This is a genomic window from Pseudomonas sp. OV226 (genome assembly GCF_003148705.1).
GTDB lineage: Bacteria > Pseudomonadota > Gammaproteobacteria > Pseudomonadales > Pseudomonadaceae > Aquipseudomonas.
Map to the genome: position 1 here is coordinate 187,271 of NZ_QGGS01000007.1, position 21,891 is coordinate 209,161.

Annotated in this window: 24 protein-coding genes; 12 read left to right on the plus strand and 12 right to left on the minus strand. The window is 57.7% G+C overall.

Translation table 11 applies throughout. From position 1 onward, the window contains the following. Positions 1-8: 8 nt before the first annotated feature. Entirely contained in the window at positions 9-1,031 is a 1,023-nt protein-coding gene (locus C7534_RS14895) for an asparaginase (RefSeq protein ID WP_109786223.1), read from the minus strand. A 122-nt stretch (positions 1,032-1,153) separates the two neighbouring features. Here C7534_RS14895 and C7534_RS14900 point away from each other — a divergent pair, with 122 nt between their 5' ends. Continuing rightward, positions 1,154-2,170, plus strand: coding sequence for a LysR family transcriptional regulator (locus C7534_RS14900; protein WP_223525106.1), 1,017 nt, complete (start codon positions 1,154-1,156; stop codon positions 2,168-2,170). A gap of 39 nt (positions 2,171-2,209) precedes the next feature. On the opposite strand, the gene C7534_RS14905 is transcribed toward C7534_RS14900, so the two are convergent. The 6 genes from C7534_RS14905 to C7534_RS14930 all read right to left on the minus strand — a co-directional run bounded on the left by C7534_RS14905 (position 2,210) and on the right by C7534_RS14930 (position 7,572). Further along, positions 2,210-3,106 (minus strand): allantoinase PuuE, encoded by an 897-nt coding sequence (locus C7534_RS14905; protein ID WP_109786224.1) that lies wholly within the window; start codon positions 3,104-3,106, stop codon positions 2,210-2,212. A gap of 54 nt (positions 3,107-3,160) precedes the next feature. Next, positions 3,161-4,030: a MurR/RpiR family transcriptional regulator gene (locus C7534_RS14910; protein WP_077431978.1), complete on the minus strand. Its 870-nt coding sequence runs from the start codon at positions 4,028-4,030 to the stop codon at positions 3,161-3,163. 36 nt (positions 4,031-4,066) lie between these two features. Next, entirely contained in the window at positions 4,067-5,302 is a 1,236-nt protein-coding gene (locus C7534_RS14915; RefSeq protein WP_109786225.1) for a cysteine desulfurase-like protein, read from the minus strand. 20 nt (positions 5,303-5,322) lie between these two features. Next, positions 5,323-6,057 (minus strand): amino acid ABC transporter ATP-binding protein, encoded by a 735-nt coding sequence (locus C7534_RS14920; RefSeq protein WP_109786226.1) that lies wholly within the window; start codon positions 6,055-6,057, stop codon positions 5,323-5,325. Continuing rightward, a complete protein-coding gene (locus C7534_RS14925) occupies positions 6,054-6,731 on the minus strand; it encodes an amino acid ABC transporter permease (RefSeq protein ID WP_027923846.1) in 678 nt (225 codons plus the stop codon). The genes C7534_RS14920 and C7534_RS14925 overlap by 4 nt, the downstream gene beginning before the upstream one ends. Before the next feature lie 64 nt (positions 6,732-6,795). After that, complete coding sequence (locus C7534_RS14930; RefSeq protein WP_109786227.1) at positions 6,796-7,572, minus strand: transporter substrate-binding domain-containing protein; 777 nt, start codon at positions 7,570-7,572, stop codon at positions 6,796-6,798. A gap of 397 nt (positions 7,573-7,969) precedes the next feature. Here C7534_RS14930 and C7534_RS14935 point away from each other — a divergent pair, with 397 nt between their 5' ends. The 6 genes from C7534_RS14935 to msrA all read left to right on the plus strand — a co-directional run bounded on the left by C7534_RS14935 (position 7,970) and on the right by msrA (position 11,870). Further along, on the plus strand, positions 7,970-8,242 hold the full coding sequence (locus tag C7534_RS14935) for a hypothetical protein (RefSeq protein ID WP_109786228.1): 273 nt from the start codon (positions 7,970-7,972) through the stop codon (positions 8,240-8,242). 536 nt (positions 8,243-8,778) lie between these two features. Further along, the gene (locus C7534_RS14940; protein WP_109786229.1) at positions 8,779-9,171 is read left to right on the plus strand and encodes a DUF6124 family protein; all 393 of its coding nucleotides are present in this window, start codon (positions 8,779-8,781) and stop codon (positions 9,169-9,171) included. Between the two features lie 214 nt (positions 9,172-9,385). After that, a complete protein-coding gene (locus C7534_RS14945) occupies positions 9,386-9,805 on the plus strand; it encodes an organic hydroperoxide resistance protein (protein ID WP_109786230.1) in 420 nt (139 codons plus the stop codon). A gap of 526 nt (positions 9,806-10,331) precedes the next feature. After that, positions 10,332-10,784 carry an Ohr family peroxiredoxin gene (locus tag C7534_RS14950; RefSeq protein WP_077431969.1) on the plus strand — a complete coding sequence of 151 codons (453 nt, stop codon included), beginning with the start codon at positions 10,332-10,334 and terminating at the stop codon, positions 10,782-10,784. Between the two features lie 84 nt (positions 10,785-10,868). After that, entirely contained in the window at positions 10,869-11,321 is a 453-nt protein-coding gene (locus C7534_RS14955; RefSeq protein ID WP_109786231.1) for an Ohr family peroxiredoxin, read from the plus strand. Between the two features lie 39 nt (positions 11,322-11,360). Then, positions 11,361-11,870, plus strand: coding sequence for a peptide-methionine (S)-S-oxide reductase MsrA (gene msrA, locus C7534_RS14960; protein WP_046030259.1), 510 nt, complete (start codon positions 11,361-11,363; stop codon positions 11,868-11,870). A gap of 39 nt (positions 11,871-11,909) precedes the next feature. Here msrA and C7534_RS14965 read toward each other — a convergent pair whose 3' ends face one another. Both C7534_RS14965 and C7534_RS14970 read right to left on the minus strand, forming a co-directional pair. Then, entirely contained in the window at positions 11,910-12,998 is a 1,089-nt protein-coding gene (locus C7534_RS14965; protein ID WP_109786232.1) for a polyamine ABC transporter substrate-binding protein, read from the minus strand. Positions 12,999-13,037: 39 nt separating this feature from the next. Continuing rightward, positions 13,038-14,339, minus strand: a complete 1,302-nt coding sequence (locus C7534_RS14970; protein WP_109786233.1) for an NAD(P)/FAD-dependent oxidoreductase — start codon at positions 14,337-14,339, stop codon at positions 13,038-13,040. Positions 14,340-14,485: 146 nt separating this feature from the next. On the opposite strand from C7534_RS14970, the gene C7534_RS14975 reads away from it, so the two are divergent. Continuing rightward, on the plus strand, positions 14,486-15,397 hold the full coding sequence (locus C7534_RS14975) for a LysR family transcriptional regulator (RefSeq protein WP_077431966.1): 912 nt from the start codon (positions 14,486-14,488) through the stop codon (positions 15,395-15,397). Positions 15,398-15,419: 22 nt separating this feature from the next. On the opposite strand, the gene ptrR is transcribed toward C7534_RS14975, so the two are convergent. After that, positions 15,420-16,298, minus strand: coding sequence for a putrescine utilization regulator PtrR (gene ptrR / locus C7534_RS14980; RefSeq protein WP_046030266.1), 879 nt, complete (start codon positions 16,296-16,298; stop codon positions 15,420-15,422). Between the two features lie 100 nt (positions 16,299-16,398). Here ptrR and C7534_RS14985 point away from each other — a divergent pair, with 100 nt between their 5' ends. Further along, positions 16,399-17,790, plus strand: coding sequence for an aldehyde dehydrogenase family protein (locus C7534_RS14985; protein WP_109786234.1), 1,392 nt, complete (start codon positions 16,399-16,401; stop codon positions 17,788-17,790). Between the two features lie 36 nt (positions 17,791-17,826). Here the strand turns inward: C7534_RS14985 and C7534_RS14990 are convergent, their stop codons facing one another. Continuing rightward, positions 17,827-18,198 (minus strand): nuclear transport factor 2 family protein, encoded by a 372-nt coding sequence (locus C7534_RS14990; protein WP_109786235.1) that lies wholly within the window; start codon positions 18,196-18,198, stop codon positions 17,827-17,829. Positions 18,199-18,335: 137 nt separating this feature from the next. On the opposite strand from C7534_RS14990, the gene C7534_RS14995 reads away from it, so the two are divergent. Continuing rightward, positions 18,336-19,004: a glutathione S-transferase family protein gene (locus C7534_RS14995; RefSeq protein ID WP_109786236.1), complete on the plus strand. Its 669-nt coding sequence runs from the start codon at positions 18,336-18,338 to the stop codon at positions 19,002-19,004. Here the strand turns inward: C7534_RS14995 and C7534_RS15000 are convergent. Next, entirely contained in the window at positions 19,001-19,945 is a 945-nt protein-coding gene (locus C7534_RS15000) for an aldo/keto reductase (protein ID WP_109786237.1), read from the minus strand. The genes C7534_RS14995 and C7534_RS15000 overlap by 4 nt on opposite strands. Positions 19,946-20,087: 142 nt before the next feature. Between C7534_RS15000 and C7534_RS15005 the strand changes: the two genes are divergently transcribed. Further along, entirely contained in the window at positions 20,088-20,876 is a 789-nt protein-coding gene (locus C7534_RS15005; RefSeq protein WP_109786261.1) for an alpha/beta hydrolase, read from the plus strand. Positions 20,877-20,989: 113 nt separating this feature from the next. Beyond that, positions 20,990-21,889: a bestrophin family protein gene (locus C7534_RS15010; protein WP_109786238.1), complete on the plus strand. Its 900-nt coding sequence runs from the start codon at positions 20,990-20,992 to the stop codon at positions 21,887-21,889. Positions 21,890-21,891 lie beyond the last annotated feature (2 nt).

Consider the following 21,891-nt stretch of genomic DNA (forward strand, 5'->3'; position numbering starts at 1 on the left):
CACCCGTACTAGACAAACTTCAATTGCACCGTAGCCTTCAACTGGCCTACCGGCGCGCCGTTGCAATTGTTCAATGCCGGATCTGCCCAGGGCGCCAACAACGGGCTTTCGCTTCCCTGCTCCAGCACTCCCAGTTGCTTGAGTACGGCAATGGTGATGGCGAACACGGCAGGGAAATCGCCATCGCTGACTTTCACCGCCACACCCAACCCTCGACTACGGATACCTACCGTCTGCACACCATCGGCACCGGTTTTCGCGACCCAGTCGCCATTTGATGCAAGCGTGATCCCCAGATCGGATCGGCCGGTACCGGAGACCATTTGCGGATTGCGCCGCATGGCGTCAAACAGACGTTGCAATACCGCGCTGAGGCTGGCGTCGGAACCGGCATCACCGCTGGCCAGTCGCGCCCACAGCAACGCAAGTCGTGACAGAGGCATCCCGAGGTTTGGCGCGTTACAGCCATCAGTGCCCGCCCAAAACTGATTTTCTGGAACACCGCTCAGCGATGCGACGACACGCTGGATGTCACGTTGCAAGGGATGGTCCGGTGCCAGGTAGGAATCACTGGCTAACCCGTGAAGGCGGCAATAGGCAAGAAACCCGGTGTGCTTCCCGGAGCAGTTGTGGTGGCGTTGATCGAAGTGGAAGCCGGCCGGCGGCAGATTGCCCGCGCTATAGAAGTCCGGTAAATGGCAGCCGCACCCCAGGTCAGTCACTTCGTGCCGGATTTTCGCCAACATGCTGCTCACGGCATTCACGTGCGATGCTTCCCCGGAGTGACTGGCACACATGACGGCGACTTGATCATCGGAGAACCCAAAGTGTTCGACACCGCCATCACGCACGAAAGGAACGGCCTGGAACGGTTTGAGCGTTGAACGGGAAAACATCATCGCTCCCGGATCGCCCGCATAGGCCAACAAAGCCCCTTCGGTATCAACAACAGCTACTGATCCCCAGTGAATCCGCTCCACATGCTGGTTTCGAGTAGCAACAGCCAATGGAACATGTGCAGGAAAATCCATAATGATCTCGATACTCCAATGAGCTCCGGAGATGAACGATTCTCTCGTGTGAATACGTTGCCGGAAGTTATGAACGGTGTGCGCACTTCAATCGAAATGAGTCTATATACTGGCGAAAATGGATGGAACATCGTCCGATAGAATTCGGTTTTGCAACCAGCGCAAAGGCAACTCTGAAAATGATTAATGAAATTGCACGTATTGATCACTTGGCTGTAATGAGGGCACTGGTCAAAGTAGTGGAGTTGGGCACCTTCTCCGCGGCAGCCCGAGAACTGCATGTCTCCCCTTCGACATTGACCCGAATGATTACAACGCTGGAAAAGTCGCTGAACACAATCCTTCTTCATCGCACAACACACATCGTCGCCCTCACCGAGGCCGGGCAGATTTATCACGCCCGCGCGCTGTCGATGATTGCGGATCTTGACGACACGTTACGTGTCGTCAGTGACCTCAATCTTGCACCAAGCGGCCCGCTGAAACTGACTTCGCCCGTGGCTTTCGGCAGGCGCTTCCTTGCACCGCTGATCGCGCCTTTTTTACAGATGTACCCCGGTATCCAGATGGATTTGCGTCTGACCGACAACCACAACGATATGATCTTAGGGGGCTTTGACCTGGATATTCATGAGGGCGAGAATCATCTTGAGAACTTGATCGCCTATCCCATATCCCGCAACGATTCGCTACTGTGCGCAACGCCAGATTATCTTGCGCGCTGCGGTCATCCCCAAACACCTGCCGAACTCAGCCAGCACAATTGCCTCATCTACCTGCACCCCGACAGCGACCCGCATTGGTACTTCACCAAAGATGACGTGAAACATTCGATTTTCCCAAAAGGCAATCTTCAGTCGGACAATTCGGAATTACTGCTCGAAGCGGTTTGTGGTGGACTGGGCATTGCCGAGTTTGAAATCTGGCTGGTGCGAGACCTCCTCCTGAGTGGCGAATTACAAATTGTTCTTGCGCACTATCGTTTTGTTAACTCGCTGACAGGGAGACAGATTTATATGGCTTATCTTCCCAACAGACGCTATTCCACAAAAGTTCGAGTATTACGCGATTTTCTCGAAACCCGGCTCAAAGGCATTGGTGAACTTCCCCCTGAACTCTTTCAACACAATGAGGAATAGCGCGTCTCAATTTTTTAATCCGGCGTGATTGCCACGCCATCAAGTTCGTTCAAGCCAGGCACGGGCGATTTCTTCGCGCGTAGCAAACCAGACACCGCTGTGCTGATTCGCGTACTCGATGAATTGCTTGATCGCCCTGACCCGCCCTGGACGGCCCACCATCCGTGGATGCAGCCCGACCGACATCATGCGAGGCCCTTCAGCCGACTCTTCATAAAGTACTTCGAAGCTTTCTTTCATGTACTCGAAAAAGTCCGATGCCTGCGAAAGCCCCGGCGAGTTCCAGTAGCGGAAATCGTTCACGTCGGCGGTGTAAGGCACCACGAGGTGACGCTTGCCCTCGACGTCGACAAAGTAGGGAACGTCGTCGTTGTAGGCATCGGAATCGTAGAGAAAACCGCCCTCCTCAGCGACCAGCCGACGGGTGTTGACGCTGGCGCCATACCGGCAATACCAGCCAACGGGACGCTTGCCGCAGGTGCGTTCGAATGACTCGATTGCCAGGCGCATGTGTTCACGCTCCTGCTCTTCAGTCAGGCGAAACACTTCCTCCCAGCGATAACCGTGACTGCAAATCTCATGGCCACCCGCGACGGCGGCGCGAGCCACATCAGGGTTCTGCTCAAAGGCCACTGCGCAAGCATGAAAAGTCGCACGAACCGATTGCTGATCGAGAATATCCAGGATTCGCCAGATCCCGACGCGCGAGCCGTACTCGTACATCGATTCCATCGCCAGATTGCGTGTGCCGTCGGGTATTGAATAGCTGCCCCATTCGGTCATTGATTCCTGGTCCGGGTCGCCCATGGCGAGCGAGCGTTCGGAACCTTCTTCGTAGTTGATCACCAGGCTGATGGCCAAACGTGCGCCATTCGGCCAGGTGCCTTGCGGGCGTTGTCTTCCGTAACCCACTAAATCGCGTGCAGGTGAAACCATCGGGATATTCTCCTGAAGTGACTGGTTAAATAAGTACGTGGTGAAAGTCGCGACTTAGCAGTCGATATCTTTCAGCCGGTCATGGCTAAAGGTGGTGTCCGATTGCCACTCGCTGAAGGCCAGTCCCATGGCCAGGGTTTGCGCAATACAGAACGAAGCGGTGAGCGAGCGAAATCCCAGTAATTCGGCGTCATTGACCTCAATCACCGTATCGGCCATCTGCCCGATAGGGCTCAGAACACTGTCAGTGATCGCTACCAGCGTCACGCCTGCTTCCCGCGCCTGACGACAAGCCTCAACGGTGTCATTGGCGTACGGTGGAAAGCTGACGGCTATCAGCAAATCATCATCGGCAATGGCGCTGACCTGCTCCGGCAACGTGCCGCCAGCACCGCTGATGTGCACGGTTCGCCGGCCCACACGACTCAACGCGTAGCTCAGATACGCCGCCACCGGAAAGGCACGGCGCATACCGATGACGAAGGTAGTGCGCGCGACTTGCAGATGGGCGATGGCGGCTTCGATATTGGCCTGCTCGCCGCCTTCGGCCAGGTGTTCCAAAGAAACGATATTGGCCTGGCTGAACTCACGCAGAATTCCGCCGACGTCACTCGGGTCCTCCAGCAACGTCTCACCGCCGTAGTGCCGAATACGCTCGCTGTGGGTGTCGGCAGCCTGTTGCAACGGTGCGCGGAAAAGCCGCTGCAAATCCTTGAAACCTGCAAAGCCAAGCGCCTGAGCCAGCCGAATATAAGCGGAAGGCGCGATGCTAGAGCGCTTACCCAGTTCGGCTACCGTATTGAGTGCGATTTCATGCGGGTTGTCGATCAGGAATCGGGCAGCATCACGCAGACGACCGGTCAGTTGTTCGTGCTGGGCCGCTATACAGTCACGCAGCTCTGCAAGGGTTTCAGGTAAGGCCATAATGAAGGCTCGTAAAATTAGAGGTGTGTACGCCCGTCAACGCAACGCATTGATTGCTTGATCCAGCGCAGTGATGAGGCGGTCGACTTCTTCCAGCGTGTTGTAATGCGCCAACGACACCCGCACTACCCCGCCAAACTGGTCAAGCCCAAGGGCTTCGATAAGTCGCCGTGCATAGAAGTCACCAAAACGAATGCCGATCCGATGCTCATCGACCCTACGCACAACAGCCTCTGACTGAACGCCCTCAACCACGAAACTGATCGTTGGCACTCGATTGCTGGTATTCGCTTTGCCAATGATCCGAACGCCCTCGCGCTGGCGCAAAAATGCCAGCAGACGCTCGGCGAGCAAATCCTCCTGCACCTCGAAGGCATCGAACGCAGCCTGCATGCACTTGCGCTCGCTACCTTGCGCGCCAAGCCGGGTGCTGATGTCGAGCAAATAGTCGGTAATGCCGATGCAACCGAATGACAACTCGTAGTTGACGTTGCCCGGTTGCAATTTGTAAGGCACCACATCCTGACCGATAAAGAAGTGGTTAAGACTCGGCAATTCCAGCAACAGATAGCGGCGTCCCCAGAGTACGGCAAAGTGCGGGCCGAACGTTTTATAGAAGCTATAGACGTAGAAATCGGCGCCGCTGGCCTGAACATCCACCAGACGGTGTGGTGCATAAGCGACGGCGTCCACGCACAGCTTGGCGCCCACCGCATGGACACGCCGCGCAACCTCGGCGACTGGATTGACCGAGCCGAGAATATTCGAGGTGTGGGTCATGGCCACATAACGGGTTTTGCCATTGAGCAAGACCTGCAGGTCATCCAGCTCCAGCTCACAGCTGTCGCGGTTGACCTGCCATACGCGCAAGGTCGCGCCACGGTCTTCGCAAAGCTTGACCCATGGGCCGATGTTGGCCTCGTGATCGCAATTGGTGACGATGATTTCATCGCCCTGGACAATTGACGGTGCGATGGCGCGACACAGTATTTGCAGCAAGTGGGTGGTCGAGCCGCCCATGATCACTTCTTCGGGATGCTCGGCGTTGATCAACTGCATGACGGAGTGACGTGCCTGCATCACTCGCTCGCCAGCGTCGACGGAAGGTTGATAGGAAGCGCCCAGTTGCACACTGCTGTTGAGCAGGTAATCAGTGACCCGGTCAGCGACGGCACTCAGCACCATCGAACCACCGGCGTTATCCATGTAGGCGTATCCACCGGCCAGACCTGGAAATTGCTTGCGAACGTAATCGATATCGAGAGGATTCACTCTTCTTTCTCCAGCCTGATTCAGTGGTGCAAGATAGCCTGCAGGAACGCTTGCGTGCGGGGTTCCTGAGGTGCGGTAAAAAAGGGTTCCGGGATGTTCTGCTCAACAATGCGTCCGCTTTCCATGAAGATCACCCGATCGGCGACCCGACGGGCAAAGCCCATTTCATGAGTGACCACGACCATCGTGACGCCGGACCGAGCAAGGTTTTGCATGACATCGAGTACCTCGCCAACCATTTCCGGATCCAGCGCGGAAGTCGGTTCGTCGAACAGAATCGCGCGAGGTTCCATGGCCATGGTGCGGGCGATGGCAACCCGTTGTTGCTGGCCGCCGGACAATTGGCTCGGGTATTTGTGGGCGTGATCGCCCATGCCGACCTTCACTAATAGTTCCTTGGCTCTGGCATGCGCATCACGCCGACTCAGGCCGCGCACCCGGATCGGCGCCAACGACACATTGTCGAGAACAGTGAGGTGCGGATAGAGGTTGAAGCTCTGAAACACCATACCTACTTCACTACGGATGGCGCTCAGTCGCGGACCGTTTTCAACCCGCTCGCCCCCCACGCGAATATCGCCCTGCTGGTAGTCTTCAAGCAGATTGATGCAGCGAATCAAGGTCGATTTTCCCGAACCGGACGGGCCAAGAATGACCACCACTTCACCCTCTTCAACCTGCAAATTGATATTGCTTAACGCCTTGAAGCTGCCGTAGTACTTGTCGAGATTTTCGATGTCGATCAACGTGCTCATGCGGTTTTTCCTCCAGAGGCGTTACGACGCTCAACCCAGCTGACCATTTGTACCAGCGGCAACAGCAGCAACAGATACAGCAAGGCAGCCCCTACCAGCGGTGTCGGGTTAGCAGCCAGTGCCTGCGCCTGGGTTGCCTGCTTCAGCAAGTCAGGCATGGCGACGACTGAAGCGAGCGCCGTGTCTTTCATGACGTTGATGCAGTTGCTCGTCATGGGTGGCATCACGATGCGGATGGCCTGTGGCAACACGACGTCGCGCATGGTGTTGAAAAAACTCATGCCCTGAGAAGCCGAAGCTTCGAACTGACCACGGGGAATGGCTTCGATGCCCGAACGAAAAATCTCTGCGCTGTAAGCGCATGAGACCAGCGAGAGCGCACTGGCAGCGGCCGCAAAAGACGACAGTCGAATGCCGACAAAAGGCAGCGCGTAATAGATGAGTACCAGTAAAACCAGCAGTGGAATAGAGCGCATGATATCGATGTAGATACGTGCAAGCGCTCGAACAGGTGCGTAGGAGTACAACCGCAGCAATGCCAGCAAAAGCCCGCCCACCAGGCCCAGGGCAATGCTCACCACCCCAAGCAAAATGGTCACGCCCAAACCGCGCATCATCAGCGGAAGCGAATCGACGAGCACGTTCCAGTTGAAGAATGTCTGCAAAAGATCCATGGGATACCTCGGTCAATACAAGTGGCGAACAGGCGTCGCCACTTACATGCATCAGCAGCAGGGCTTACTTGAGGACGGCGGTCACTTTCAGGGTGCTCGAGTCTTTATCGGCTTCAGCGCCGAACCACTCTTTGTGGATTTTCCCTAAGGTGCCGTCTTCTTTCATCTTGCTGATGATGTCGTTGACCTGATCGCTCATCGCCCAGCCTTTGGCGTGCATCAGCGAGTAGCGTTCACCGGTGGGAATACGCGCCACGATGGAATATTGCGGTTTGTCCTTGATGTAGTAGAGCACCGCAGGAATGTCGCTGACGTAGCCATCGATTCGTCCGGAAGCCAGATCGAGCATGGCCGGCGATAGCCCTTCATAGCGCGAGACATCGGCGAACTTGTACTCGTCCTTGTGTTGGCCGATCCACATGTCGCCGGTAGAGCCAGTGTCGACACCAACCACTTTGTCGTTCATGTCGGCCAGGCTTTTGACCTTGGAAGTGGTCAGTGCGGTGAGCGACTGGTCGCTGTCGAAGTAAGGCTGCGCAAAGGCTACCGACTCCAGACGTTTCGGAGTGATAGTGATTGATGAGATAGCGATTTCAACACGTTTGGATTGCACGGCACTGAACAGGCCGTTGAAGGGAATATTGACGAACTCGACGCTTTTTCCGGCGCGTTTGGCCACTTCTTTTACAACATCGACTTCGAAGCCGACAAATTCACCTTTGGCGTCCTGAAACTCCCAGGGCACGTTGCCAACGTTAGCACCTACGGTCCAGTCAGCGGACCAGGCTGGTAGAGAAACTGCGGCCGTCATGAACAATCCCAACATCACTTTCGTTTTCATGTTTGCTCCCGATTGTTTGTTTTTTTAGGTGCTAACAGCGGTTGATCTCGTACAACGTGGGACCGAGAGTAAATCAATGAATTATTTATTTCAACACCACTTGTCCGTGAATTTTTTACTCCGCCGCCATCTTTAGTTTTCCTTAAGCGTCACGTCCAATGGGCTGGTTACGGTCAGAACCGACCAAGGTGGCCGCGCGCAGCAGACTTCGCGGCAGGCAGAAAACGGCAAATTGCGGTCGCTCAACTGCTTCACCCTCGCTTAAGGACTAGCCGAGTGATATACCGCGGTTGGGTCTAATGCATGACAAAAAACAGGCAGTCTCATGATGCGATTCTCAATTTATAGCGGATTGGTTTTGGTGGGCTACTCGGCGCTCGATTACGGAGATCCCCCGATGGGCGTTGCTTTCGGCCAATTCGAACCTGCCGATGAGTACGCAGCTATCCAGAACCAGTGCTCCACGAACCATCACGACCAGACCGTTCTGGATCTTTCTGTTCAGACCGAAGCGGGTCTGGTAATTCCATGTGCGGGTTTGGCCATCCTGGATTACTCCGAAGAGCTCCCGCCGCCGTGCATCGAAGTGAACATTTTCGGCATTCCACATCCGCTCTATGGCGAGCTGTTTCCTAAGCAGGTCACCCTGTATGAGCGTCAATTCAGCTAATCGGAATGTCCCGCCGATGTCCGCTTTGGGTCGTTCTGCCGGTCGTAACCATGAAACATGGCGACTGTCTGCACATGTCAGAAACTGCCGAGATTCAGCCCGCGTGTCCAACCACCACTCGACCAGCCTCCCCTAAAAACATGTCAGACATTTCCTCGATTTCTGGAAGGCGTTCACGCGTTTAACGGCGCCTGTTTAAAGACATCCGAAGTTACTTCCCGAAGGCTACAAAACCTTGCGCCGTTACCTACGGCTAAGCCAGAATCCGCCGGCTTGTGCGTCGATGGCTCGGGTTTTATCGTTTCCCGGTCGCTGAAAAACAGCGATCGGGTTTGGTAGCCCGTCTTTCACATGTCGCATAACGTCACCTTTTACAGATGCTTTTTCGGCATTCGTTTTTATGGTGGCCATGCGCAGGGCGCCCTCGGGCGCGCCGGATTTTCCATGTGGGCCGGTCTACCAACCTTCGTATGGCCACCACCTTTCGTTTGGTAGCGAAGGTGATGGCTCCGATAATCCCATATGGAGTTTCATCTATGTTCAAGGTAACGCCCAATCCACCAGACACCGAATCGCTAGACACCGATTCACCCGACACCGACCCAGCCTCCCCCTACTCATCCCTCGATTCCAAAAAACTCCACGCCGCCGCCGAGCGTGCCCTCGATTTCTACCTCAACCCGGTGGCACTCATGAACGACACCCCACGCAAACCCAGCACCATTTATATGATTGCCCCGGATGTCGACCATGAAACCCTGCTGGTTCAAACCTGCGAGAACCTGGCATCGGCCAGTGTCATGGCCAGCAACGTGGCGGCGTTGTTAGACGGCACCCACCGCAGTACCGTGCTGGCGCTGCAGCAGGTCATCATGCTGGGGGAATTGGCGGTGAATGGAATGCTCGATAACTTCGTTCCGCCCAAGTAAGCACTCGCGCGTTAGCGAGGGGCTTGCCCTCCTCGCTAACGCGCGGATTTGTATCAATCTGTAGATTCTGCCGTGATCTTACACAGCGATACACAACGGCCGGTTCACGACACACAGGCACTACATGAGGGTGTAACAGTCGCCACGTCGCCAGGAGGTCCATGACCCTGCGACCTGAACGATGAAGCCATCAAACCCTCAGCAGGAACCTGCCATGATCAATCAAATCGAGACTGTGCTTTACACCGGCAAGACCCATACCATTGGCGGCCGCGACGGTCAGTCCAAGAGTTCGGATGGACGCCTGGACATTAAGCTGTCCCCGCCCGGTTCGTCTGGCAGCGGCACCAATCCGGAACAACTGCTGGCAGCGGGTTGGTCGGCCTGTTTCATCGGTGCGATGGGTAAGGCGGCAGGCGCGCTGAAGGTGACCCTGCCGAGCAACGTGGCCGTGGATACCGAGATCGACCTGGGCAAAACCGAGAACGCGTTTTTCCTCCAGGCACGTCTGAATGTCAGCCTGCCAGGCCTGGACCCAGCCGTCGCTCGTGCGGTGGTGGACGCGGCCCACCAGACTTGTCCGTACTCCAAGGCAACCCGCGGCAACATCGATGTCGAGATCAATCTGATTTGATCGCAACCCCTCGGCCAGCCTGCCTTTGGTGGCAGGTTGTGCCGATATTAGCTTTCCATCCTGTGACGCTTTTCCCAGGATGAAATCGGTCTAAAAAGCGCCCTTTACACAGCAGATGCTTTGCTATGCTCACTTATGTAGGTGAAGACGCAGACTGATGCGCAAGCGGATAGCAAGGAGACGTGGGGCACGTCCCGAAGGGTACACGGTTAGAAAGATCTCCGCGCTGAGATCCAGCCCTTACGCCGTGTGAAGCAGAAGTACATAACACTGTTCTGTCAGAGTCCTGATAAACCTTGTAAGCCAGAAACCAGCACTGGCCACCTACTCGAATTCCAAGCCCGCCTCGTGCGGGCTTTTTCGTTTCCGCCATTTACAAAACACCGTCCTCTCCACACCTGCGCACCACTCGTCGCCGAGGCCCCCTTCTCCCCCTTGACACTCATTGGGGTCTGTAGGATTATTATTACATCGCATACGACATAACCGCATGCGATCAACAATTAAACTGTAGAGGATTCACCCCATGAGCAAAATCGAAAAAGTACTGGCCTCCGGCAAAACCCACACCACCCTGAGCGCTGTTGGTTTTACCTCGCGCGGTCATAACGGCAACCTCGATATCCAGCTGTCATCGCCAGGCAGCACCGCGCCTGCACACGTGTTCGAAGCCACCCAGCCGCACCCAAAAGCCGAGCAACTGTTCGCCGGTGCATGGTCGGCCTGCTACATCGCTGCCGTCGGCCTCGCCGCCAAGCAAAACAAAGTCGAACTGCCGTCCGACGTGTCGGTGGATATCGAAGTCGACCTCGGTCAAACCGGTAACGCCTACTTCCTGCAAGCCCGCCTGACACTGCGCGCACCCGGCCTGGATCACGCTGTTGCGACCAAACTGGCCCATGAAGCGGACCAGATCTGCCCGTATTCGAAAGCGACTCGCGGCAACATCGACGTGGCCATCAACGTCCTCACGGCTTGAAGATCGGCCTTATAAACGCCCCATATATATCGCATGCGACCAACACGCATGCGAAACAAACCGAACACATTCAAGAGAATCCTCATGAGCAAAATTGAAAAAGTCCTGGCCACCGGCAAAACCCACACCACCGCCAGCAGCACCGGCCACACGTCGCGCGGCCATAACGGCAGCCTCGACATTGCGCTCTCGTCGCCCGGCGACACCGCACCTGTACACGTGTTCGCCGCGACCCAGCCGCACCCGACCGCCGAGCAACTGTTCGCCGGCGCATGGTCGGCCTGCTACACCGCCGCTGTCGGGCTGGTGGCCAATGACATGAACGTGGTGCTGCCAGGGGATTTGTCCGTCGACATCGAAGTCGATGTCGGTCAGACCGGTCAGGACTATTTCCTCCAGGCGCGATTGACGCTGCGCGTGCCTGGCCTTGCGGACGACATTGCACGGACACTGGCGCACACTGCCGATCAAATCTGCCCGTATTCCAAAGCAACGCGCGGCAACATTGATGTGGACCTCAAGGTCCTGACGGCGTAAGAACCTGATCCAACTGGCTACTACTGAGGAGTGAGCACGATGACCACGCAAACCGAAACCGCCATCCTGGCCGGCGGCTGCTTCTGGGGCATGCAGGACCTGATCAGAAAAATGCCCGGCATCCTGTCTACCCGCGTGGGCTACTCGGGCGGTGATGTGGCCAATGCCACTTACCGCAACCACGGCACCCATGCGGAAGCGATCGAGATTGTCTTCAATCCGCAGGTGATCAGCTATCGCCAGATCCTGGAGTTTTTCTTCCAGATTCACGACCCGTCGACCGCCAATCGTCAGGGTAACGACATCGGCGTCAGCTACCGTTCGGCGATTTTCTATCTCAGTGAGGAGCAGCGCGACGTCGCCGAAGACACCGCGGCCGACGTCGATGCCTCAGGTCTGTGGCCTGGCAAAGTGGTGACGGAGATCGTTCCCGCTGGTCCGTTCTGGCAAGCCGAGCCGGAGCATCAGGATTACCTTGAAAAAGTGCCCAATGGTTACACCTGCCATTTCATTCGGCCGAACTGGAAACTGCCTAAACGTGCACTCTGAATCAATGACTTGGGTCCCGGCAACGGGACCCAACGTTCATCAGGTATTAGTCTTCAACTTGGTCCACAACCGGGTACTCAACCGTGCAATGGCAGCCGGTAGTTCTTCTACGGTGAACAGTTTATCCAGCACACTTTTTGGCGGGTAAATCGCCAGGTCCTGCTTCACGGCCGGCACGACGTACGCATCAGCCGCACTGTTAGGGTTGGCGTAATGGATGCTGTTGCTGATGTTGGCAATCACTTGCGGCGTCAGCAGGTAGTTCATGTAGGTGTAGCCGTTCTTCTCGTGAGGCGCGCTCTTGGGCATGACCACCATGTCGAACCACAGCGTCGAACCTTCGTCGGGAATCGAGTAAGCGATGTCGATGCCGTTGTTGGCTTCCTTGGCACTCGCGGCGGCTTGCACAACGTCGCCATTGAACCCGATCACCGCGCAGACATTGCCGTTAGCCAGGTCGCTGATGTACTTGGAGGCATGGAAGTACTGCACGTAGGGCCTGATTTTGAATAACGCCTGCTCGGCTTTTTTGTAGTCCGCCGGTTCGTGACTGTGCGGTGGCAGGCCGAGGTAATTAAGGGTGATTGGCAGGACTTGCGTCGGGTTATCGATAATCGCCACCCCACATGCACTCAACTTTTTGATGTTGTCTTCATCAAAAAACATTTTCCAGGAGTGGGTGATGTCGGTGTTGCCGAAGATCGCCTTGATCTTCTCGACGTTGTAGCCAATACCCGCCGTGCCCCACATGTACGGATAGCCGTACTGGTTGCCCGGATCGTTGACCTCGAGTTTTTTCATCAACGCCGGATCGAGGTTCTTCCAGTTGGGCAGGTGGCTCTTGTCGAGCTTCTGGATCGCCCCGGCCTTGATCAAGCGGGAGAGAAAGTGGTTCGACGGGCTGACTACGTCATAACCGGTGTTGCCGGTCATCAACTTCGATTCCAGGACTTCGTTGCTGTCGTGAATATCGTAAGTGGCCTTGATCCCGGTTTCCTTGGTGAAGTTGACCAGGGTGTCATCGGCAATGTAGCCATTCCAGTTGGAAATGTTGACCTGTTCTTCGGCATAGCTGACTGCCGACACCGTCGAGAGCAAGACCATCAGGGAAATCGTGTTAACGCGCATGTTCAATCACCTTTTTGTTCTTTTGTGATAACCGGGTTTCTAAAATTCTGTCTTTGCCCGAATGGTCTCTACGCGCACCCGAAGCATGGCACCGATGTCGAGCAACGGTCGCGGCGGCAGCCAGCCCGGCTGTGCGCGCTGCATCACCGAATCGAGCATTGGCGAGTCAATGCCTGAGGCCAGTTCCGCGAGCAACCGCCCCCACAACGTGCCGCGCGCCACGCCGGAACCGTTGCAGCCGGCCACGGCGTACACGCCCTCTTGCACCTGCGAAAAATACGGCTGCCCGGAGCGCGAGGCGCTCAGGTGTCCGGTCCAGGTGTATTGGATGTCTTGCTCGCCCAGCCAAGGGAAACGCCGTTGCAAGCCGAGCACATGGTGCTGGCGACGGATCGACAGTTCGCTGGCGGACAAATCCCGGGAACGGTATTCCGCGGTGTTGCGGATCATGACCCGACGATCAGGGGTCAGCCGTACCGTGGCGCCGAGCGGCCGGGTCGACAAAACGCCCCACGGTTCCACGCTGCCCATGTTGCGAAACTCTTCGTCGCTTAATGGTCGTGTGAGACTGGCGCTGAGTTCCATGGCAAAGGTTCCGCTGCCCTGAATACCAGCGCGAGGCACGAAGGCGTTCAGGCACACCAGCACTTGCTTCGCCTCGATGCTGCCCGCGATGCCGTTGGCCCGCAGACGCCCTTTTGCCAGGCGCTCAAGACCGGTGATGTCGGTGTTTTCGTAGACGGTCACACGTTCCGGCAGCGCATCGAGCAAGCCTTGCACGTATTTGGCCGGTTGCAGCAGCGCATTGCCCTTGCCGCACCAGATCGCGGCGCGGTAATGCCCGGTGCCGAGTTTCTGCGCCAGTTGTTCACCTTCCAGATACTGCGCAGTTGCCCCGAGAGCCCGCAGCGTTTGCAACTTGGCCTCGACGTCGGTCAATTTGCGGGCATCGCTGACGGCAAAGTAGTAGCCCGAATCGCGAAACTCACACTGGATGCCGTGACGCAGAATCATCGCGTGCACTTCGGCATTGGCCGCACGTGAAATGGTGGTGTCCACCTCAAACCCGGCGAACCCGGGGCTGTCGATCAACTCATCGGTGCCCGGGTGTTCATGGGCCACCACAAAACCGGAATTGCGCGCCGAAGCACCTTGCGCCGCGCGCTGGCGGTCGACCACCACGATGCGCGCCTGAGGGTGCAATTGCGCGAGGGCGTGGGCGGCGCTCAAGCCGGTAATGCCGCCGCCGATCACCAGCCAATCGGCTGTTTGCGGCCCTTTCAGACGATCACGTACTGGAGCGCTTTGAGCTTGCGCGATCCAGCCACATTCATTTTTCATGCGTCACCTGCCTAGACTCTTATTCCCGGCCTGCTCATGCGTGAATCGCATAGGCGATAAGTGATGGCAGCCGTCAGGGCTAGAATCTATTAGGTCTTCGGTGATACAACCAACGTTATAAAATCATTGAGCCATTCTGAAAACGCATGGATAAAATTCGCCACGTGCCCAACCTGCAGGCCTTGCAGGCGCTGGTGGAAGTCGCTGATGCCGGTAGCTTCACGCAAGCCGCGAACACGCTCTGCCTGACCCAAAGCGCCGTCAGCCGACAAATCCAGCAACTGGAGAGTCACTTCGGGGTGCCGCTGTTTGTGCGCAGCAGCCGCAGCCTTCGACTGACGCCGGAGGGCGAACTGGTGCTGACCAGCGCGCGCAGTATCCTTGAGCAACTGAAAACCCTCGAAGACCGCCTCTCCCCGCAAAAACGCCCGTTCCGTATCCGCATGCATGTGTCACTGGCGGTACGCTGGTTGTTGCCGAAACTGAGCGACTTCTATCGAAATCACCCGGATGTTTCCCTGTCGATCGAGACCGTGGCGACCGAAATTGTCGAGCCGGCCAGCGACAGCGATGCCTACATCCTCTACCTGCCCGAGCCGTCCAGCGATCCTGCGTGCCTGACCCTGTTCGAAGAAGCGCTGATTCCGGTGTGCGCCCCCGGCCTTGCCAGCGCAACCCGACCGCTGGCGTCGATGGACGACCTGAGCGGTTTTGCCCTGCTGCATCGTTCGGCCGACAAACAAGCGTGGATCGATTGGCTGGCGGCCAATGGCGGCAAGTCGCTGGAGGACTACCGGCACATTCCCTTCAACCTCGACGAGTTGGCGCTGGATGCTGCGGCACGGGGTCTGGGGGTGGCGATGACCGACATGACCCTGGCCCAGGAATCGATCGAGCGTGGTGTGCTCGTCGTCCCGTTCGGCGCCCCGTTGAAGACCCGAGGGCTGTATTCGTTGTGCCTGCAACCCTCGGCGGCGTCCCATCCGGCGTGCGCGCTGATCATGCAGTGGTTTGCCGGGCAGGCCGAGGGGCTGGTGAGTGCCAACAAGCCCTTCTGACCCACAGGGTTATGGGGTGGTTTCAAGTTTGTTGCTGTACCACCCCACGTTCTTCCAGCAAACGCACAAACATGGTCAGGCTCTGCGACACCGTGCCTCGGCGCCATACCAGCCAGGTGCGCAAATAGCGGAAAGACTCCGACAGCGGCCAGATACTCACCGTGGTGCAACCCGGCATGCTTTCGAGCATGCTGCGCGGCATCAGCGCCAGGCCCGCACCGGCGCTGACGCAGGCGAGCATGCCGTGATAGGACTCCATTTCGAAGATCTTGCCCGGCACCGCCGCGTCCTTGGTGAACCAGCTTTCGAAGTGGTGCCGGTACGAGCAATTGGAGCGGAAGGCGTAGATGTTTTCGCCGTTCACATCCTGCGCGCGATAAATCGGTGAATGGTGGAGCGGCGCGATCAGCACCATCTCTTCTTCAAACGCCGGCACGCCTTCCAGTGCCGGGTGCAACACCGGCCCATCGACAAACGCGGCGGCCAGCCGGCCCGACAGCACCCCATCGATCATGGTCCCCGAGGGGCCGGTGGACAGGTCCAGTTCAACCTTGGCGTGTTTCTGGTTATAGGCCGCCAGCAGCTCGGGAATGCGCACCGCCGCCGTACTTTCCAGTGAACCCAAGGGGAATGAACCTTGTGGTTCTTCGCCTGCCACGGTGGCGCGGGCTTCCTGGACCAGGTCGAGGATGCGCCGGGCATAGTCGAGAAAACTCCAGCCGGCCGGCGACAAACGCAAGCGGCTTTTCTCGCGGATAAACAGGTCCACGCCCAGGTCCTGCTCCAACTGCTTGATCCGCGTCGTCAGGTTGGAGGGCACTCGGTGGATGTGCTGCGCGGCGACGCTGATGCTGCCGTGCTCGGCAACGGCCTTGAAAATTTCCAACTGAACCAGATCCAAGTCATTCTCCAAACGTGAACGTTATGCTCAGTATTATTCAGTTTCCAGAAATTTAACACCACCGTAACCTGCGCACATTCCCACCTAGCAGGACGGTGCCATGACGCAAGTTTCCAGCCTTACCCACGCCATTTCGATCAACCCGCTCAACGGCGAACAGATCGGCCACTACCCTTTTGAATCCGACTCGGCACTGCAAGCGGCTCTGGCCCGGGCGGCTGGCGGGTTCCGCGTCTGGCGCAAAACGGCTGTTGAGCAACGCTCGCAGTTGTTGATCGCCCTGGCCAAGGCCCTGCGCGACAGCGCCGATAAAATGGCCAGCATGATCACCCTGGAAATGGGCAAGCCGATCACCCAGGCACGCGGTGAAATTGAAAAGTGCGCACAACTGTGCGAGTGGTACGCCGAACACGGCCCGGCCATGCTCAACGCTGAAACGACGTTGGTTGAAGGCGGCAAAGCACGCATCGAATACCGTCCGCTCGGGCCGATCCTGGCCGTGATGCCGTGGAACTTCCCGATCTGGCAGGTGCTGCGTGGCGCCGTTCCGACCCTGATCGCCGGCAACACCTACGTGCTCAAGCATGCGCCCAACGTGATGGGCAGCGCTTACTTGCTGCTGGAAGCCTTCAAGACTGCCGGTTTCCCGGAAGGTGTTTTCGAAGTGCTGAACGTCACGCCAGAAGGCGTTTCCACGGCGATTGCCGATCCTCGCATCGCCGCCGTGACCCTCACCGGTAGCGTGCGCGCCGGCATGGCCATCGGCGCTCAGGCAGGCGCAGCGTTGAAGAAATGCGTGCTGGAACTGGGCGGTTCCGACCCCTTCATCGTGCTCAACGATGCCGACCTCGATGAAGCGGTCAAAGCCGCCGTGATCGGTCGCTACCAGAACACCGGGCAAGTCTGCGCGGCGGCCAAGCGCTTGATCGTCGAGCAAGGCGTTGTCGAGGCGTTCACCAGCAAGTTCGTCGAAGCCACGCGCAAGCTAGTGGTTGGCGATCCATTGCTCACCAGCACCTACATCGGCCCGATGGCCCGTTTTGATCTGCGTGATGAACTGGATCAACAAGTGCGCGCCACCCTGGAAGAAGGCGCGACATTGCTGCTGGGCGGCAAGAAGGCCGAAGGCCCGGGTAACTTCTACGAGCCGACGGTGTTCGCCAACGTCACCGATCAGATGACGTCATTCAAACAGGAGTTGTTTGGCCCGGTGGCGTCGATCATCACGGCGCGCGATGCAGCACACGCACTGGAACTGGCCAATGACAGCGAGTTCGGCCTGGCGGCAACCATTTTCACGGGCAACGTCGAGCTCGCCCAACAGATGTCCGGCGAACTGGAAACCGGTGGTGTGTTCATCAATGGCTACAGCGCTTCCGACCCGCGCGTGACCTTCGGTGGCGTGAAGAAAAGCGGGTTTGGCCGCGAGCTCTCGCATTTCGGCGTACGCGAGTTCTGTAATGCGCAGACGGTGTGGCTGGATCGCCGCTGAGTGCACGCAGTGCCTGGTTTCCCAGGCACTGCTTTTTTATTCGTTGAAATAATAGAGCTTGTTCACAATCATCCAGCGCTCATTGATTTTCAGTAACGACAGATAATCCGTGAAGCGCATGCCGGCGTAGTCATCGATCACTTTGACGGCGGCGGCATCCCCTGTGATATCGACGCTTTTTGTGTCCCAATACGGCTCAATCCCTTTGGCCGCAGGCCCCTCAGCCTTGATCGCGCTGATAAAGTCATCCAGCGATGCCCACTCCAGCTCTCCATGGTAATGACCGATGATGCGACAAGCGGGATGAAACGCATGCCGTAGCAGTACTTCGTCGGCGAAAACCATGCCCTCTACATAATTGCGAACCACAACGCTGATGTGTTCTCTATCCAGCGATTGAACAGTCATGTCATACCTCCAGCCTTCTCGTCCTCGCGTTGCCGGTGGAATTGATCGATCCAACCTGAAAAGTCTAGCACCGCATTTCGAACCGCCGCGCACGACGACTATGCTGGTAAAGATCACTCCCCCGCAGGAGCCCGAATATGCTGACGCTTTATTACCATCCGCTGTCGTCGTACTGCCATAAGGTGCTAATCGCGCTCTATGAACACGCTATCGATTTCGAGGGACGGCTCATTGATCTGGGCAACGCCGGCGAGAAAGCACAGTTGCTGGCGCTCTGGCCACTGGGCAAATTCCCGGTCATCTGCGACCACGCAGGCCAGCGTAACGTGGCTGAGTCCACGATTATCATCGAGTACCTGGATCGGTATTTTGCTGGGCACCACCTGCTGATTCCCGCCGACTGGGACACTGCGTTGGAGGTTCGCCAGTGGGACCGTGTCTGCGATAACTACCTGCAGACACCGCTGCAACAGATTGTTCTCGATCGCATTCTCGCAACTGAGGCTGACCTGACCCGACAACGCTCCACACTTCAGACCGTGTACGGCATGCTCGACCGGCAACTGGAGAATCGCACCTGGCTGGCCAGCCCGGAGTTCAGCCTGGCCGATTGCGCGGCGGCCCCGGCGCTTTTTTATGCCAGTACGCTTGAGCCGTTCCCTGATGATCACACTCACCTGAACGCTTATTTTGATCGGCTGATGAACAGACCGTCCGTGCAACGGGTGATCGACGAAGCGCGGCCGTACTTTTCACTCTTTCCGTTTGCGCAGGACATCCCGCAGCGGTTTCGCCAGCGCACCTAACCCACGATATCGATCAATTGCTCGCGCTGTGCGCCGGTGAGCATCGGCCCGAAACCGGCACCGGCGTTGTCCGCCATGTAACGCGGATTACCGGTGCCGGGGATCACACAGGTCACCGCCGAATGTGACAACAGGAACTTCAATGCCAGTTGCGCCCAACTGGTCACCCCCACTTGTGCGGCCCACCCGGGTAACGGCTTGCCCTTCAATCGCTCGAGTAAACCGCCGCCCCCGAAGGGCCGGTTGCAGATCACCGCCACGCCTCGTTCGCGGCACAGCGGCAGGATGCGTTTTTCGACAGTGCGATCATCCAGTGCGTAATTGATCTGCAAAAAATCCAGCGGCTCGGCCTTGAGCAGCGCTTCTACTTCTTCATAGGCCGACGCCGTGTAATGGGTGATGCCGATGTAGCGAATGCGCCCTTGTTCCTTCCATTGACGCAAGGTCGGCAAATGGGTTTGCCAGTCCAGCAGGTTGTGGATCTGCATCAGGTCGATGCGGTCGGTTTGCAGCAGTTTGAAAGACCGCTCCATTTGCGCGATGCCTTCTTCGCGTCCCTGAGTCCACACCTTGGTGGCCAGAAAGGCCGGCGAGCGAGGTTCGTGAATAGACAGCAACTCACCGGTGGTCTGTTCGGCGCGGCCATACATGGGCGAACTGTCGATGACCGTCCCGCCTTTTTTGAACAACGCACTGAGCACCTCTGGCAGTTGTTTATAGGCGGGGCTGGCCGGCTCGACATCGAAGCCGCGATAGGTGCCTAGCCCGACAATGGGCAATGGCTCGGCGCTGGAGGGGATGGCGCGGGTCAGCATGGTCTTGCCTCCTGTGTCCGTCGACGGTGCAGATGTTGCGAAGGCTCGATCGACGGTAAACACCGCCGAAGCGCCGGCAGCCAGCGTGAGTAATTGTCGACGCGTGTATCCATCAGTGCCGCTCATCGTATTGCCCGTCCGGCGCCATCCCGTTTGCCCTGGTCGCCCGGGGCGTGGCCAGACCCGGCGCGCCCTGCTGCCAGTGGACTAGACTCTGACACCGATCACCTGTCCGCGGTTTTCTGCCCCAGAGCCGTCCATGCCGTCCATGCCGTCCACTAAAGTTAGTCGAATGTTTCGAACCCTGGCGCTTCTCATCGTCATCATTGCCGCGTTGTACCTGGCGCTGTGTGCGGCATTGTTCGTATTTCAGCGCGCCTTGATCTACTTTCCGCAGCCGGCCGCCCTCGAAACGCCCGCCTCGCTACTGACGCTGACCGTCGACGACGCGCACATTCAAGTGTCTGTTCGCCCGCATGCCGGCCCGAAGGCGTTGATCTACTTGGGTGGCAATGCCGAAGATGTATCACGCAATTTGCCGGCGTTTTCTCAGGCGTTCCCCGAGCACGCGCTGTACTTGATGCACTATCGAGGGTTTGGCGGCAGCACGGGGTCGCCGTCCGAAGAAGCCCTCGCGCGCGATGCCCTGACGTTGTTTGACAGGGTCTACGACAGCCATCCACAGATCGCAATTGTGGGGCGCAGCCTCGGCTCAGGCGTTGCCGTGCGCCTGGCCAGCCAGCGCCCGGCCTCACGGCTGATCCTGATCACGCCTTACAACAGCCTCGAAGGCCTGGCGGTACAACGGTTTCGCTGGTTTCCGGTGCGCTGGTTGCTCAAGGACCGATTTGAATCATGGCGATACGCGGCCCACACCACGGTGCCGACGCTGATGATCGAGGCCGAGCACGACGAGGTCATTCCACGCGCAAGTACCGAGCGGCTCTACCGCCATTTCGCGCCCGGCGTGGCCACGCTGAAAGTGATCCCGGGCGTCGGCCATAACTCGATTTCCGACAGTCCCGACTACCTGAAGCTCATGGGCGCTGGATTATGAAAAATAGCGTGCTCATAGACAGCATCGATCACCCGGTCACAGAGAGTGATTGGACTCGCCGCCCTCAAGCTCTTAGCCTGCGCGCGACGCGATACACCTGAAGGCAGAACACGATGATCGTCAGACCCAAACCGAACTTCATCAATATACTGAGCGCCACCAAGGGCTCCATCGCCAAACGGATTGCCTTGCGCAGCCTGATGGTGATGCTGCTGGCGTCAGTCATCGTGCTCGTCGAGACGTGGCACCCCAGCTACTTTTCCAAAGTCAGCGCAACGCCGTTCACCCTGCTGGGCCTGTCGCTGTCGATCTTCATGAGTTTTCGCAACAACGCCTGTTATGACCGCTGGTATGAAGGCCGCAAAGCCTGGGGCGATGTGATGGTCGCGATTCGTTCGATGATTCGTGAAACCACGATCATCAAGGACGCCAATACGCGCAACGCCCTGTTGAGTCAGCTGTGCGGGTTCGCCCACGCGCTCAACGCAAAACTTCGCCAGGAAAACGAGCAGGAGGCGAGTGCCCGCTGGCTCGATCCGATCCCCAATGACCACTCGCCCGACTTCAGCGGGAGCATTTTGCTGAACGTCACGCAGCAGTGTTCGGCACTCAGTGAGTCAGGGGTGATCAACGAATGGCGCTACACGATCATGGCCAGCCACCTGGCGCACCTGACCCAGGCGCAAGCCGCCTGCGAGCGGATCAAACACACGCCGCTGCCGTTTGCCTACACCTTGTTGCTGCACCGAACCAGCTACCTCTTCTGCTTCCTGCTGCCCTTCGCAATGGCCGAGCCGCTGGGCTGGATGACCCCGATTTTCACGGCGATTGTCAGCTACACCTTTTTCGGTCTGGACGCGATTGGCGATGAACTGGAGGACCCGTTTGGTCGCGACGAAAACGATCTGCCCCTCGACGCGATCGTGCGCACCATCGAGCGCGAAATTCTCACCGCCATGGGGCAAACACAACTGCCTCCGGTGCTGGCGCCGGTGGACTTTGTGTTGAGCTGACG